13 protein-coding genes are annotated in these 16,529 nt (G+C 41.4%); 8 read left to right on the top strand and 5 right to left on the bottom strand.

The genetic code is table 11. The annotated features are described in order from the left end of the window. The first annotated feature begins 119 nt into the window (after positions 1 to 119). Positions 120 to 1,127, top strand: a complete 1,008-nt coding sequence (locus GPM24_RS00465; protein ID WP_158824781.1) for a fatty acid desaturase — start codon at positions 120 to 122, stop codon at positions 1,125 to 1,127. A 70-nt stretch (positions 1,128 to 1,197) separates the two neighbouring features. On the opposite strand, the gene GPM24_RS00460 is transcribed toward GPM24_RS00465, so the two are convergent. Continuing rightward, positions 1,198 to 1,902: a DsbA family oxidoreductase gene (locus GPM24_RS00460; protein ID WP_158824780.1), complete on the bottom strand. Its 705-nt coding sequence runs from the start codon at positions 1,900 to 1,902 to the stop codon at positions 1,198 to 1,200. 134 nt (positions 1,903 to 2,036) lie between these two features. Beyond that, a complete protein-coding gene (locus tag GPM24_RS00455) occupies positions 2,037 to 2,948 on the bottom strand; it encodes a hypothetical protein (RefSeq protein WP_158824779.1) in 912 nt (303 codons plus the stop codon). Between the two features lie 199 nt (positions 2,949 to 3,147). Between GPM24_RS00455 and GPM24_RS00450 the strand changes: the two genes are divergently transcribed. Continuing rightward, on the top strand, positions 3,148 to 4,281 hold the full coding sequence (locus GPM24_RS00450) for a DUF3810 domain-containing protein (RefSeq protein ID WP_158824778.1): 1,134 nt from the start codon (positions 3,148 to 3,150) through the stop codon (positions 4,279 to 4,281). Here GPM24_RS00450 and GPM24_RS00445 read toward each other — a convergent pair. Beyond that, complete coding sequence (locus GPM24_RS00445) at positions 4,278 to 4,925, bottom strand: DUF47 domain-containing protein (RefSeq protein ID WP_158824777.1); 648 nt, start codon at positions 4,923 to 4,925, stop codon at positions 4,278 to 4,280. The two genes, GPM24_RS00450 and GPM24_RS00445, sit on opposite strands and share 4 nt — an antisense overlap. 129 nt (positions 4,926 to 5,054) lie before the next feature. Between GPM24_RS00445 and GPM24_RS00440 the strand changes: the two genes are divergently transcribed. From GPM24_RS00440 to GPM24_RS00420, 5 genes are all read left to right on the top strand, one after another. Next, complete coding sequence (locus GPM24_RS00440) at positions 5,055 to 5,297, top strand: hypothetical protein (protein ID WP_158824776.1); 243 nt, start codon at positions 5,055 to 5,057, stop codon at positions 5,295 to 5,297. Between the two features lie 288 nt (positions 5,298 to 5,585). Beyond that, entirely contained in the window at positions 5,586 to 6,839 is a 1,254-nt protein-coding gene (locus GPM24_RS00435) for a Pycsar system effector family protein (RefSeq protein ID WP_158824775.1), read from the top strand. A 3-nt stretch (positions 6,840 to 6,842) separates the two neighbouring features. Further along, positions 6,843 to 8,888 (top strand): polyphosphate kinase 1, encoded by a 2,046-nt coding sequence (gene ppk1, locus GPM24_RS00430; protein ID WP_158824774.1) that lies wholly within the window; start codon positions 6,843 to 6,845, stop codon positions 8,886 to 8,888. A gap of 21 nt (positions 8,889 to 8,909) precedes the next feature. After that, the gene (locus GPM24_RS00425; RefSeq protein ID WP_158824773.1) at positions 8,910 to 9,779 is read left to right on the top strand and encodes an SdiA-regulated domain-containing protein; all 870 of its coding nucleotides are present in this window, start codon (positions 8,910 to 8,912) and stop codon (positions 9,777 to 9,779) included. A 74-nt stretch (positions 9,780 to 9,853) separates the two neighbouring features. After that, a complete protein-coding gene (locus tag GPM24_RS00420) occupies positions 9,854 to 12,202 on the top strand; it encodes a GAF domain-containing protein (RefSeq protein ID WP_158824772.1) in 2,349 nt (782 codons plus the stop codon). Between the two features lie 98 nt (positions 12,203 to 12,300). Here GPM24_RS00420 and GPM24_RS00415 read toward each other — a convergent pair whose 3' ends face one another. Beyond that, positions 12,301 to 12,981, bottom strand: coding sequence for a phosphatase PAP2 family protein (locus GPM24_RS00415; protein WP_158824771.1), 681 nt, complete (start codon positions 12,979 to 12,981; stop codon positions 12,301 to 12,303). A gap of 327 nt (positions 12,982 to 13,308) precedes the next feature. Here GPM24_RS00415 and GPM24_RS00410 point away from each other — a divergent pair, with 327 nt between their 5' ends. After that, on the top strand, positions 13,309 to 15,846 hold the full coding sequence (locus GPM24_RS00410) for a BamA/TamA family outer membrane protein (RefSeq protein WP_233268697.1): 2,538 nt from the start codon (positions 13,309 to 13,311) through the stop codon (positions 15,844 to 15,846). Positions 15,847 to 15,913: 67 nt separating this feature from the next. Here the strand turns inward: GPM24_RS00410 and GPM24_RS00405 are convergent, their stop codons facing one another. Further along, entirely contained in the window at positions 15,914 to 16,279 is a 366-nt protein-coding gene (locus tag GPM24_RS00405) for a response regulator (RefSeq protein ID WP_158824769.1), read from the bottom strand. Positions 16,280 to 16,529 lie beyond the last annotated feature (250 nt).

The following is a 16,529-nucleotide window of genomic DNA, read 5'->3' as shown; positions in this document are numbered from 1 at the left end:
TACCGTATTTGCAACGATGGGATATCGTTGCAAATACGGTTTTTTATTTTTTATGAGTTACCTTTTTGACAATATAATTATCTTTAGCCAGTTAAAAGCTAATAAGTTATAACATCAGAATGGCAAAGAAAAAGAGTTTCCGGTGGTCGGATGAGAGCGAACCACACAAGCAGCGTACCAAAACCATCATCAAACAGCATCCCGAAATACGACAATTGATTGGTCGTAACCCTTACACCTTTTTAGTGATAACTTTTTGTGTTGTGCTACAAACCACTATGGCATGGGCGCTTAAAGATGTGGCGTGGTATTGGATAGCACTGGCCGCTTATGGCGTTGGAGCTTTTGCCTGTCATACACTGTTCGTATCTATTCACGAATGTTCACACAACCTGGTATTTAAAAACAAAACGTTAAATACCTGGGCCGGTATATTTGCTAATCTTCCATTAATGCTGCCTAGTTCAGTATCCTTCCAAAAGTATCACTTAAAGCACCATACTTATCAAGGTGTTGAAGCTATGGATGCTGATATGCCTTTCCGTTGGGAAGCTAAACTGATTAATAACTCCACTTTCGGCAAGGCTATGTGGCTGTTGTTTTACCCAATATTTCAGGCCCTTCGTCCGTTCCGCTTAAAAGAAATCAAATTGTTTGACGCCTGGACCTTGGTGAACTGGTTGGTAGAAATAGCCTTTGTTGGCGCTGTAATTTACTTTTTAGGTGCTAAAGCTGTATTGTACCTGATGTTAAGTTTCTTCTTCTCGGTGGGGTTACACCCGCTGGGTGCGCGCTGGGTGCAAGAGCACTTCCTTACCCATGGCGAGCAGGAAACCAAAAGCTACTATGGCCGCTTGAACGTTTTTAATCTTAACGTTGGTTACCACAATGAGCACCACGATTTTCCGTCAGTGCCATGGAATAACCTACCTAAATTGAAAGCAATGGCTAATGGGCATTATGATAGCCTAGGTCACCATACCTCATACACACGTTTGCTGTTCGAGTTTTTGTTCGATAGAGAGCTTTCGGTATTTTCGCGTACTGCACGTGATAACCGTGGTGGTAAAATAGGCACACCTAAGTATAAAGATGTACCTGCCCAAACAGACGTCACTACTGTTTAATAATATAAATAAAATAACAAAGGCCGGAATAATGAATATTCCGGCCTTTGTTGCTTATATAGCTGTTTAATTAATCACAATTACCATCCAAATCGCAGGTTGGGCCTTCAATTATCTGCAAACCATTAGGCTGTTGCTGGTGCCATTCGCTATAGGCGGTTACCAAAGTGTTAAAGAACACCTCGGAAGCCTGTGCACCCGATACGGCATATTTATCATTCATTACAAAAAACGGTACACCGCGAATACCAAGTGTTTCTGCTTCGCGGACGTCCTGTCGTACATCATCTGCAAAAGCATCACTCTCAAGCGTTTCTTTTAGGGCTTGTACATCCAGCCCTATTTGTGTGCCTATCTCTATTAGTGTATCGTTGTCGTCGATGTTTTTGCCGGTGGTAAAGTAGGCTTTAAATAAAGCTTCTTCGGCGGCATCACCCAAGCCCTGCTGCTTAGCCAGATGACTAAAGCGGTGAGCTTTAAAACTGTTGGCTACTACAGCAATATCAAAATTATAGTTCAGACCTACCTGTTCGGCCATTTCACTTACCTGGCTGTTTAATTGCCGGGCATAATCTGGTGTCCAGCCTTTTATATCGGCCAGATACTGATGTACGCTAACAGATGGATTGGTTTGCAGTGTTGGGTTCAGCTGAAAGCTTTTCCATTCTATTTCAATCTGGTCTTTAAATGGCGAAGCTTCTAAAGCCTGCTCAAAGCGCCGCTTGCCGATGTAACAGAACGGGCACATCACATCCGACCATATTTTAACTTTCATCTTTTTATTGTTTAAAGTATTAAGGCAAAAGTAGCGGATGTGTTAAGTGCATGCAACGGCAGCTGTGTTATGTTGCGATGGAGTGACAAAGACGCAGCTCTATTAAAAAGTCATCCCGAAAGTGTTCAAAAAAGCTACGGTATCCAGTAATGATAAATGGGCGATTTTGCCTTTTCACTAACTGTATAATAACTTTTGCCATCAGGGGCAAAGCCTATGGCTTCGCCTTGATATTCCTGTTCATAAGGTAATATAACCGGTTTGCGTTGCATGGTTTGCCATACAGGTTCGCCCGGGTTTCGTTTCCAGTAAAACACCTTTGAATAGCTTTTTAGCAAAATCTGCTGACCGTCTTTCGAAATGTCGCCGGCTACAATCCACTTCAGCGGTTGAATGCCCTTAAAATGCAATTGGCAACGGCTGGTCATGGTTACGGTGTCTTTAGTCTTGTAATCTAATGGTGTGGTATAAACCGTAACCGAACTTCGTCTTTTAGATACAATATAAATTAACTTTTCTACCGGATCCACCATCATGGTTTCAGCATCTTTTGGGCCGTCAGGATATTTTACATAAAGTGGTGTAGCCTGTACATGTTGTGCCGTATCGGCAAGGGTGGGTTCTGGCACACGGTAAACGGTAATATGCTTGCGGTTAGCACTATTATCGCCAATATCACCAATATACACATAGCTTTTGCCCGATGCAGGCCCAGGGCCGATGGCAATATCTTCACAGTCGGTTACATTAAAACGGTTGTTCTTTTTTGGCTCACCCTGATAATAAAATGTGCCCTTTAATTGCCCCGACGGTGTAATGGCAAAAAAACGGCTTGTATCGCCACTGTCGTTATGCACATAGTACACGTTGGGATGGATGTCAGAAGCGACAATACCCGATGTCTCGTCCATTTCTTTTGATTGCAGATGACCCGCAATCAGATTTTTATCATCGTCCTTTTTTTGGGCGTAGGCTGCCAGCTCCAGTACAAAAATAAGAGCAGGCAGCAGTAATCTTTTTCGGCGAAGTTTGTTTAGCCACATCATTACCTAACGGTAAAAGAGTTATTTTAATATATTTTTATTATCAAATTTAATACTTTACTATGTAAATTATAATATAAATGAGGGTTTGTTAAAAAGTTGATACATCTCATTTCGTTTCTCAAATATCGGCCGTTAAACTAAGAAGACGAAAGCACGAAAGCTTTTTTGCACATATCAGTAACTGAAGTTATTTTGCCGGATGATTTTATCAAACCCACCAAAACACCTCGTTAAACGGCGATTGCTTTTGGTAGCCGGGCTCGGGGTGCTTTTATTGATGATGGCCACCGCAGCCAACTTCCCCAATTTTATTGAGCATTATTACTCCAGAGGAATTTATCCGGTGGTGGTCTATGTATTGCATGCAATTTTCAATGCGCTGCCCATTAGTATAGGGGATGTGTTTTACTTGGTGTTGATAGGTGGGTTGTTATATACTTTGGCAAAACTAATAAAGCTGGGTATACGCAAAAACTTTAGGCTGATGGGGTATTTTGCTTTGAAGATAGTAATGACTGTTCAAATTTTAATTGCTGTTTTTTACTTGTTTTGGGGACTAAATTATTTTAGACCGCCTATAGCACAATCCGTTGGTTTGCAAGACACCACCTATACCCTAACAGATGTAAAAACAATTACTAGGTTACTGATAGATAGTGCTAATAGCTACGCCGTGCAGGTAACCCCAGCCAATCGTAATCAACCCAATAAATTGATTTACCTACAAGCCAAAAAAGCAATAATACAACTGGCCAAAAATGAGCCGGCCTACCGTAACGACAAGCCGGCTGTGAAGCCATCGCTGTTTACGCCTTTGCTAAATTACATGAATACGTTGGGGTACTACAACCCCTTTACCGGCGAGGCACAGATGAACTACCAGATGCCTGTTATCAACAAGCCGGTTACCTGTGCGCACGAGATGGGGCATCAAATGGGATATGGCCGTGAAGACGAAGCCAACTTTATTGGTTTCGCGGCCGGTGTGCAATCATCGAACCGTTTGTTTAAATATTCGGCTTACTATATGGCCATGCTTGAATTTATGCATTACCTGCGCCGACGCGATACAATAGCCCATCACGAATTACGGCGACGCTTGTCTGTAACTGTACGCCAAGAGGTTAAAATAGACAGTGCTTATTGGACAGGGTATGAAAGTCGTATAGGCGTTATCAGCAGTTTGTTTTACGATCAGTTTTTGAAGGCCAATAATCAGCCCGCAGGCTTGTTTACTTACAACCGCATGATACGTCTTACTATGGCCTATTACAAAAGCCGGCAACCTGTCTTATTTCAAAAGTCTGCAAAAAAAGCAGGTAACAGCCTTTAGCTGTTTTTAACCAAAATGCTTTCTACTACGTAAGCCACGTGTTCAAATTTATCTGTGGTTCTTTCCAAAGCTGCATAAATTTCGCCGTATTTTATCAGCTGAAAAATATCTGTTTCTTCGGCATTCAGGGCTGCAACAGCTTTCCCGTGCACGGTATCTGCATAATGTTCAAGCTGTTTTATTTGGTTACAACTTTCGGTAATCGGTTCAGGGTGGCGAATGTTACTTAATGCATGTACGCACTTTTCCAGTTGTACGCTTGCTTGTACAATCAGGCTGCAAAGCTCTTTAATGGGTGCTGTAATCACATCAATAGTATACAGGTTAATGCGCCGGGCAGATATGTCAATGTAATCGGCCACGTTTACCAATGCTGTTACCAATGCATACATATCGTTGCGCTCAAATGGTGAAATCAACGCTTTGCCCGATACTGCATACACCTGCCGCTTCAATTCAGTCGCTTCGATTTTTAAACGGCTTATCTGGCCAAAATGTGTGGTTTGCCCATGTATGGCATTTTGGCTTACCGCCTCATAAAGCAACTTAGCCATGTTTGCGCTGATAGCGCTTGCCCGGTTAAATAAACCGTAAAATACATGGTTGTTGTCGGGCAGCATCTGGCCAAAGAAAGAAGTTTTCATGAACTAATGTTTTTACAGGGTCAGTATAAGAGCAAATATAATTTTTTATCAATAAAATGTTAAATAACCTAAATTGTGTTAACATAATGTTAATACAGCATTATAAATAAGTTAAGCTAATTTTGCCGCATGCCCAAAGACGACTTACCTACTTACGCTATTGTAGAATTGCTGATCCGTTTATCTGAATTTAACAGTCATATAGGCAATTATAAAGACCACAGCACTTACCAGGATGGGGTAGTGGTAATAACCAGTGGCGGCCACATCAATATGCCGCGCAGTATGGTGATACAGCAATTTAATAATCCCGAAAACATTACTAAAGGAGAACTTTTATCCATAGCAGACACTTTTAAGAAAGTATCTTAACACAAACAAAACAAGTTGCGGGTAGAGGCCCATAGCCTGCCGCAACTTACTGTTCATTCACCAACTACGCCGAAATATCTTGTATCCGAATTCGTGTTAAATTACTAATGCCCGATGCATTCGTTATAAACATGTGCAGTTTGACACTGTCAGGTAAAACTAAATCACTGTTTTTGCATTAATGATATTTGCAGGTAGGCAAGCCGCCGCACTAGACCAACAACTTTTGGGCATAGTGTGTTATCTTGCATAATTACTACCTTAGTGCAAAACCTATTTACGTTTACCATGAATTACCAAGAAATGCTGGAGCAGGTAAAACAGCATGTTTTATCATTTTATGCCGGTCACAACGCTGATAAATTAAAATATCATAATCTTAAGCATATACAGGACGTGGTAAAATCAGCCACACAAATCAGCAATCATTATCAGTTGAATGATAAAGACTTTTTTGTGGTAATGACAGCCGCCTGGTTTCATGACACCGGCTATTTTACCAATATGCAACAGCATGAGGAAGAAAGCGCCCGCATTGCCGAAGCCTATTTAAAAGCCCAACAGTTGGATAATGACCTTATTGGACAAGTTAAAGGCTGTATTATGGCTACCAAAGTACCGCAAGCACCAACCGGATTGCTTCAGGAAATTCTTTGTGATGCTGACCTATTCCACTTAGGCTCTGATGACTTTGCGGAAAAGAACAAAATGATGCGTCGGGAGTACAACGATATTTTTGAAATTGAAAAGAGCAAACACGAGTGGCGCGAAAAAACCATTCGCTTTTTGCAGATGCATCATTACCATACCGATTACGCTCGTTTGCTTTTAGATACCGGTAAGCAAAAAAACTTGCAGTCTTTAAAAGATAAAGAAGCCGAATGGCAAGCCCAACAACAGGCAGAAGCCGCTCCTGAAAAGCCTAAAGCTGCCGAGCCGCAACCGTTACCAGCTGCACCTGCGCCAACCGGCGTTTATCAGGAAAAAAAGGTTGATAAGAAAGAACGGCCCGAAAAAGGTGTAGAAACCATGTTTAGGGTAAGTTCCAGCAACCACCAGCGCCTGAGTGATATGGCGGATAATAAGGCACATATCATGATTACCGTAAATTCCATTATTCTATCAGCCATCATCAGTTTATTGCTGCGCCGTTTGGAAGATTATAGTTATCTGATTATTCCCACCTTTATTATTTTAATGGTTAGTTTAACCACCATGATTTTTGCCATACTGGCTACCCGCCCATCGTTGCCGCCGGGTACCTTTACCAAACAAGATGTAGACGACAAAAAGGTGAACCTGCTGTTTTTTGGTAATTTTTACCGCATGAGCTTGCAAGATTATGTGGCTGGTATGCGCGAAGTAATGGCCGACCGTGAATATCTGTACGGCAGCTTAATTGTGGATGTGTACTCGCAGGGTGTTGTGTTAGGTCGTAAATACCGGTTGCTGCGGGCTTCATACAATATCTTTATGTTTGGGCTAATAGCCTCTGTATTGGCGTTCATTATTGCATCAGCTATTAACGGAAGTGGTCATTAATTTATGGTAACAACCTACTTTAATCGCGATTTAAGCTGGCTAACCTTTAACGGCCGTGTGTTGCAGGAAGCAGCCCGTGGACCGGTACCGTTGTTAGACCGGATTACCTTCCTGTCTATATTTTCATCCAACCTGGATGAGTTTTACAGGGTACGGATGCCAGTATTAAGGGCCTTGCAAAAATTGCAGGAGCGCAATCATAAAGCCTTGGATGTAGAGGTACTTCCTGATGAGTTTCTGCAAGCCCAGCAGATGATACAGGCCCAGCAGGAGCAATATGGTCGTATCCTAACGCAGGATATTTTGCCGCAATTGCAGGCTAACCATATACAGCTGCTTTATAATTTACCCTTCCCAGCAGCCATCAAGCAACAAACAACCGATTATTTTTTTGGTGAAGTGCTGGCCTTTTTGCAGCCGGTTGAATTAACGGAAAACACAACGTTTTTTCCGGAGAATAACAAGCTGTACTTTCTGGTAGTGCTGGAAGAGGAGGGCATTGAAACATTGATGGTGGTCAACATCCCATCAGACGAGTTGCCCCGCTTTTTTACCGTAACAGCAGACGGCGAAACGTACATTGCTTTTCTGGATGATATAGTGCGCTATAACCTTGATAAAGTTTTTTCTACTAAAATTACGGGTTGCTATAGCTTTAAAGTAACCCGCGATGCGGAGTTCGATATCAAAGACGAGTTTAATGTTGACTTGGCCACAGCGGTAGAAAAGCAGTTAGGCAAGCGCGACTTTGGTTTGGCTACCCGCTTTTTATACCAGCCCGGTTTACCGTTACGTTCCTTAAGCATCATTAGCCATGTGCTGAATTTGCAGGAAGGTAGCGCTGTTGCCGGTGGTGTTTACCATAACTTGCGCGATTTGGCCAGCTTTCCGGTCAAAAATTCAGCTTTAACAGCGCCCAAATGGCCGGCCTTGCGGCATAATACGCTGGCCGAGGCAGATTCTATACTAGATAGCATCGGTCAGCAAGATTACGTTTTGCATCCGCCGTATCAGGACTATCATGCGGTGTTGCGCTTTTTCAACGAGGCAGCCATCCGGCCCGATGTGCAGGAAATTTATGTAACGTTATATCGTGTAGCCAGCGATTCGAAAATTGTGAATGCACTCATCAGCGCTGCTAAAAACGGCAAGCAGGTGTATGTAATGATTGAGCTAAAAGCCCGGTTTGATGAAGCCAACAACATCAAGTGGGCTAAAAAGCTAAGTGCGGCTGGGGCCCGACTGATATACAGCGTTACTGCATTAAAGGTGCATGCCAAAATCGCACTGGTAAAGCTGTCAAATGGTTACCGTACCATGTACCGCGGCTTGCTGGCTACCGGTAATTTTAATGAAAATACGGCACGTTTTTATACTGACCACATTCTGTTTACGGCCAATCATCACCTGCTGCGCGAAATGGAGCTGCTGTTTTTGTTTTTGGCCCGCCGCGAAAAGCCCACTTCACCTGATTTGATTCCGTTTCAGCATTTGCTAGTGGCACAGTTTAATTTGCAAAGCCGTTTTTTGGAACTGATAGATGAAGAGATTGCCTTGGCCCGTCAAGGTTTGCCGGCTTATATCCATATCAAACTGAATAATCTGGAAGAGGAGGTGCTGATTAATAAGCTTTACGAAGCCTCCCAGGCCGGTGTGCAGATTAAAATGATTGTACGCAGTATATGCCGATTGATACCGGGCGTGCCGGGCATGAGCGAAAATATTACGGTTACCCGCATTGTAGATCGCTACCTGGAGCATGGCCGTATCTTTGTTTTCGGTAACCAAGGCAACCCCAAATTGTTCATGGGTTCGGCCGACTGGATGAACCGTAACATTTATCATCGTATCGAGGTTTGCTTCCCGGTAGTTGACGAGCAAGTAAAGGGCGAAATATTGCAGATGCTGGACCTGCAACTGCGTGATAACACACAAGCTGTACGAATTGACGAACAACTTAACAATATTCCTGTTGAAAGTAATGATGCGCCGGTACGGTCGCAGCAGTTAATTTATGAAATGCTGCAAAATCGTACGGCAAATGCATAATTGCTAATACAATTAATAACAATGAAAAAAGCTGTTGTACTATTATATATATTATTAGGCGTGGTAACCTTTTCGTGCGGGCAAAAAGAAAATCAAACCGCTTATAAAAGCCCCAAAGGTTATAATTTCCGGGAGCCCGAAAAGCATAATATGCCTGAAGATTTGCTGGAAATATCGGGTATCGCCTTTAATAACTTTGACACCAAAACAGTTTACGCTATTCAGGATGAAGAGGGTCGTCTGTTTTATGGTCGCATAACAGCACCTAAATTTCAGAAAACAAAGTTTGGCAAGCACGGTGATTATGAAGATATAGCCATTTGCAATGATCAGGTTATTGTGCTGAAAAGTAATGGAAAGCTATATATGTTTCCGCTAAGCGGCATTCACGAATCAGAAGCTGCAGATGTACATGAACTGGCCGATTTATTGCCAATGGGCGAATATGAAAGCTTGTTTGCTAATGCGTCTACTAAAAAAGTATACGTGCTTTGTAAAAACTGTGCCGACGAAAAAACAACTCAAAGCAGTACGGGCTACGTTTTTGATATGCAAACAGATGGGTCATTAAAGCCGGCCGGTAACTTCAAAATTGAGGTTTCACAGATACATCAGTTTGTAGATGATAAGAAAATTAAGTTCCGTCCGTCTGCTATGGCTTATAATCCGCGTACTAAAGAGTGGTATATCGTTTCATCTGTCAACAAATTACTGGTAGTTGCCGATGATAGTTTTAAAGTAACAGCAGTTTATCCATTAAACCCGAGAACCTTCCGCCAGCCCGAGGGTATTGCTTTTGATCAAAAAGGCACGCTTTTTATCTCAAACGAGGGAGATGAGTTTAGTAGAGGTAATATTTTAGAGTTTAAGTACCTTTCAAGCCAGAAATAACAGACTTGGTTTTAAATTTGCAGCTTGTTTTAATCAATTTTTAATAATTGATTAATATTGCCACAGAGCATTATATGCAAACTACTTCATTTTACATCAATAAGAGCTTGTCTGGTTTAAACTTGGTTGAAACAACGTTGTCTTTCAAGCCATTTATTGACCATGTAGAAGAACGTCTGACGACTGAGGATACGGTTAAAGGCAGATTTTACCGCTTTATACTCGATCATTTTAATGATGGCGTGCAACCTGGGCACGAGCCAGAAACCAACCAGATAAAAAAAGATGAATACGCACTTGAATTGATTTATAGTGCACTATCACCCGCACTATTAAGTGAAAAGGCTTATTTGTGGGGTCTTAGCACACCAGTACCTAATAAAATACTATACAGTACTGATGCTTTTTATGAGTTTATCACCAGTCAGGATATTAACAACACCTGGCCATCTATCATTACTAACGATGATGCTTTTTATAAACAGCAACTGGAATACATTTACCGGCTTATACTTAAAAGGCTATATGATTTTACGTCGGTTTTAAGTAACCATGTATACTACTCTTATTCTAATGCCAATACCGGTTTAACCCGCTATTACCGTATCCATATTGATACCAGTTTTATTGATATCAAAGTAAAAGGCGAACTGCCTGAACTGGAATTTGAAACTATCGAAAATTACCTGCATGATGACGCCGGTGTAGAAATATTGCAGGATATTTTACCATTAAGCTTGTTTAAGTTAGAGGGGTTTTCGGTGATAACGATGGAAGATGTAACGCCCCGTCGATCTATTGACAACATCCGTGAAGCCATTAATAATTTTGTAGATGACGAGCAAGAACTATATAAGCAAGTTATCAACTCGCTAAAAACGCTTACTGAGAACAACGATGTAAGTTTTGGCCTGTTGCCATTTTTGAAGTTGAACGGCGAACCGGTGTTTGATATGACATCGTGCTCACAGAGTATACTTATTCAATCGGCCCACAAATACGGCTTGGCCGAAGAGACTTTTTGTGCTTTAGTTGAACGTTATGAGGCCCAGCCTAAAGCAGTTTTTTTTAGCTCGATATCAGAGTCAAAGCAACAAAAATACTCCTTTTTAAGAACCTTAAGGCAGGCGGGTATTAAATCGTATGCGCTTATTCCGGTATATTACCACAAGCACATTGCAGGTGTGATGGAGGTGTATTCTGAAAAAGAACTGGTGTTTTATGAAAACCTGCTGTCGCGTTTGGAATTTGCCTTGCCACTTATTGCACAACTGCTGCAAAATAGCATTGAACATTTTAACGAACGTATTGATGCAGTAATAAAAGATAAGTTTACATCCCTGCAACCCTCTGTGCAATGGAAGTTTAACGAAACAGCCTGGAAATGGTTGCGCATCCCGAAAAACAAGGGCAATAAAATTAAGATAGGTAGTATTGTTTTTAAAGATGTTTATCCCTTATACGGCGCTATTGATATTCGAAATTCAACAGTTGAGCGTAATTTAGCCTTACAGCAAGATTTAAAAAGAGTTCTTAAATTACTGGTGAAAACTCTGCAAACTGTACAGGCGCAGCATCCCGATGAACAATGGGCTGATCTAATTAATAAGGCAAAACACTGGCAGCAAGTAGTGGAAAGCTTTATTACTACCAGCGATGAGATGTTGATTGAACAGTTTTTAGAAAGTGAAGCCGGCTTAAGTTTAACCCATTACAAACAACAACATCCGGATGCTGCCGATACTGTAGACGCTTACCTGGATATGATTGCGCTGGATTGTGAAGGCCCAGCCTTTACGCATCGCAACCGCCTGGAAATGGCGATGCAAATGATTAACGGTGCAGTGAATAACTACTTTGAGCAAGCCGAGAAACAATTGCAGGCGTTATACCCATGCTACTTTGAAAAAATAAGGACAGATGGGGTAGAATACGACATCTACGTGGGGCAGGCCATTACACCAAAGATACCCTTTACACAAGATTATTTGCGAAAGATGCGTATCTGGCAGTTAACCTCTATGGTTGAAGTATCCCGTTTAACGCACCGTCTGATGGATCAAATGCCGGCTGCATTGCAAACTACGCAATTGATATTTATCCACAGCATGCCTATTGATATCAGTTTCCGGAACGACGAACGCCGGTTTGACGTAGAAGGGGCTTACAACATCCGTTATGAAGTAATCAAAAAGCGGATAGACAAAGTAATGCTGGCCGATGGAAGTGAACGACTCACACAACCCGGTAAGATAGCGCTGGTTTATTTCACGGATGCCGAGGCAGAAGAGCAGATAAGCTATATTAAACAACTACAAACACAAAATTTGCTGCTCCCGACTATAGAACGCCTGGAATTGGAAGAACTTCAGGGTGTAGCTGGCTTGAAAGCGTTACGTGTAAGTGTGAATTTTGAGGAGTAACTGTTTGTAGAAGCACAATAACGAGATTATTGCACGGTACATTCTATTACAAAAGGTCACCCACTTAAAACAGGTGACCTTTTGTAACAATTATATTATTAATCACTAGCTAGCGTATCCGCTTTAGATAGCAGTATTGGATTGTACAACGGTGCTTGACTTTCTCTTGCCAACGCCGCTTCCCGATTGGCTTTATGGCGGTACATTATTTTTTGAAGTTTAAAGGTAAGGTATGATGAGCCAACGCCTAAAATCATACCACCTAAAACATCGCTAGGGTAGTGAGCACCCCTGTACATGCGGGAATAAGCGGTGGCAGCTGCAAACGTATAAGCAGGTGCTATCACATACCATTTAGGTACTGATAAACTTAATGATGTAGCAATGTTAAAGACGGTTGATGTATGCCCAGATGGAAAAGAATAACCCGCCGCTGCCTGCCCTTGCGGAACAATCTGGTTAGACCAGGTTACAAACGGACGTGGGCGTTGTATAATATCTTTCATACTAAAAGTAAGTATGGTATTGCCCAGTAATGCCGCTCCGGTGGTTAACGCATTATGTTTTAACCTTTCGTCATGATTAAGCATGCCGATGGCATACATGGTAAACGGTGCAGCTGCCGATATGGCCATTGCATTGTTAGAAAGCGTACGCCAAGCCTTGTTTTCGGAAGTGGAATTAGGATTCAACTTATTAAGTAAGCTAACATCCCAATTTTGCGCGTGTGCAAAAGACACCTGTAGCAGCAGAAAAAATACAATAAGTTTAAACTTCATTTATTAGGGTAACATTGGTTAATGTGTAATACGTTAAACCGAATAACTTGACTTTTAACGTCGGATTAGTAAAGTAAGTTACACAAAACTAACTAAAACTTAACTATAAGTTTAAATATATCTTTAAATTATACCGATATGACAGTGACGGTAATAATCAAAGAATTTTGCACTTCTCTTCTCACAAATCAGCCAATTGGATGTTGTAATTGGCAGCAATCAATTTGAGGTTATATTGGTTGTTATAACGTTAGATACAGCCATATATTATTCATCCAACACATGTTTATAAATATACCCGGAATTAAATATTATTTTCTGTTACTTATGTTAGGCCTTGTATTTGAGGCCCCACTTACCTATGCACAAAAAAACGATGGCACCATTACTTTATCTATAGAGCCTGAGTATAATAAAGTAAGCGGCATACATAGAGTGTTGTTAGGAGAAAACTATCGCAAGCTTTGGGCCTTGCCTGTACAGTTGCGTGTTATACACTTAGGCACCGAGAAAGGTGGTTTAACCGTAATTCAAAAAGGAGGCGGGTTGCAAACCCGTTCCTTGCGCCTTAAAGACAAAAACGGACAGGAGTGGGTTTTGCGTTCGGTGCAAAAGTACCCAGAGCGTGCCTTGCCGGCTAATTTGAGGCCAACCATTGCCAAAGCTATTCTGCAGGATCAGATTTCAACTTCAAACCCTTTTGCGGCGCTTACCGTACCAACTTTAGCTGATGCCCTAAATGTACCGCATTCAAACCCCGAGATTGTGTATGTGGGCGATGACCCGGCTTTGGGCGAGTTTCGTAAGGATTACAAAAACAGTATTTACCTGTTTGAAGAACGCGAGCCACTGGATTCAGAGAATACCGACAATACCAAAAAGGTACAAAAGAAGCTGCGCGACGATAACGACGTTAGCGTAGAACAGAAAATGGTGCTGCGTGCACGTTTGCTGGATATGATTATAGGCGACTGGGACCGCCATGACGACCAGTGGCGCTGGGATAAAGACAAAACCAAGAAACAAACCATATATACACCTATACCGCGCGACCGCGACCAGGTTTATTACAAAACATCGGGTGTGTTACCTTGGATAGTAGCCCACCAATGGCTAAAAACCAAGTTTCAACCTTATTCGGCTGAGATTCGGGATATCAAAACTTGGAACTTCAATGCCCGTTACTTTGACCGGTATTTTCTAAACGATTTGGATGAAAAGGATTGGCAGGAACAGATTGCCTATGTGCAAAACCATCTTACTGATGATGTAATAGACAAGGCTCTGCACAAAATGCCAGCTAATGCATACGCGATAACAGGCGAAGAAACCAAACGTATTATGATAGCCCGCCGAAATAATATTGGCAAGCAGGCTATTGAATATTATCACTTTCTGTCACGATTGGTAGATGTACCGGCCTCTTCTAAACGCGAACGTGTAGACGTTGATGAACAGGCTGATGGAAAAGTGAATGTCACTATCCATAAAGTGAAAAAAGACAGTACTGAAGCTCAAGTGGTTTATCACCGTAGCTTTGACCCGGCTTACACCAAAGAGGTACGCATTTATGGCTTTGGCGGTAATGATGCGTTTAACGTAAGTGGCACGGGTAAATCACCTATTAAAGTACGCATGATTGGTGGTGAAGATGTAGATACCTTTAAGGTAGATAAGCAGGTGGATAACAAAAGTAAACTGCACGTATATGACCGGTCAGACCAACAAAACGTTTTTCCTGAAAAGTCAAGGGCACATATACACACTGGCGAAGACACGGTGGTGAACTACTTTGATCGGAAAAACTTTTTGTACGATCGTTTTCAGCCCATTGTATATGCACGGTACAATAATGACTATGGCGTAATATTAACCGGTGGTTTTGCTTATACTAAAAATGGCTTCAGAAAAACACCTTACGAAATGCGCCAGGAGTTGTTGGTTAGTTATGCCTTCAACCGCGAGTCTTTCCGCATTAATTACCGTGGCGATTGGATTAAACTGATTGGTAACAACGATTTGAACATACACTTTACCTCAAGAGGGCCGCATAATATGAGCAACTTTTTTGGGGTGGGTAATGAAACCAGTTACAGCGATAAAAACAACAACATCGTATTTTATCGTACCCGCTACGATCATGTTTATGGAGATGCACGGTTAAGCCATCAGTATGACAACTGGCGTTTGAGTGGAGGTGTATCTGGTCAGTTTTATTACAGCGGCGAGCAGCCTAACGATAATAAGTTTTTACGCGGTTATGCAGCGCAAAATCAGGCTCGGGATATATTCTCAACCAAAACTTACGCAGGTTTAGTTGTTGGTGCCGAGTTAGATACCCGGAACAATCCGTTAACTCCATCAAAGGGCGTTTACTGGAATTCTACATTAAACGGCGTACAGCAGTTAAACCAAAATAACATGCGGTATGCACAGCTGGAGTCTGAATTTAGTTTTTATATCAATCCTGATAAAGATTCGGTATTGGTGCTGGCTGCGCGTTTTGGTGGCGGTACTACCTTTGGTGATGCCGAATATTTCCAGCAGCTGAAATTGGGTGGTTCTGATAATTTACGCGGTTACCGTACGTGGCGTTTCACTGGTAAAAGCATGGTTTACAACAATCTGGAGATGCGTTTAAAACTGTTTGATTTTAACTCATACCTTTTTCCCGGCAGTGTAGGCATGACATTGTTTAACGATATTGGTAGGGTATGGGTGCCTAACGAATCGTCAAGTCGCTGGCACGATGGTTATGGTGGAGGTTTGTATTTTGTACCTGCCGAATTGGTATTAATCCAGGGAACTTTTGCCCGATCAACAGAAGGGCATATGGTTTATGTAAATATTGGTTACCGGTTTTAATATGGCCGGTAACTAAATATAATGAAAGAAGTTTCGCTTAAAAACGTAACGAAGTTGGGGCGGCTAATTAATTAGCTAATAAACACTGGTTGATGGTATCAATAAAATCGTTTAAATCAAACGGTTTGGCAATAATGGCATCACAACCAAAGCTATACAGGTCTACATCCTGCTGCAAGTAGGCCGAAAAGATAATTACCGGAACGGAGTGCATAATGGAATGTGATTTAAAGGTACGGCAAATTTCACCACCGGTGATATCCATCAGCTTATAATCCAGAATGATTAAATCGGGCTTGTAAGCTTCGGCAATAGCAACAATATTTTTACTATCAGAAGTACTTTTTACTTCAAACTTTTCATAGCTCAAAATTTCATGAACAATCTCTAAAATGTCCATGTTATCATCCAGTACCAAAATTCGTTTTAGCATTACATTTAATTAATAGTAAAAATTATCACAACTCTGATAGATGAAGTTGAAGCATATTAAATGCGAGTAAACGAACGTGTTGGGCTTAAAACGAGTTGGTAAATTAATTATTACTAAACAAACATAATAAAATAAAAACTAAAATAAATATATAATTAGGAAAACTTACCCACATAATATAGGCGGTTTACACAAAAAATATATTAAGGATTGAATAGAAATTATCTAAATGTGAACAATTTCTCAGTTA

Source organism: Mucilaginibacter lacusdianchii (assembly GCF_009770985.1).
GTDB lineage: Bacteria > Bacteroidota > Bacteroidia > Sphingobacteriales > Sphingobacteriaceae > Mucilaginibacter > Mucilaginibacter lacusdianchii.
This window is presented reverse-complemented; position numbering and strand designations above follow the sequence as displayed.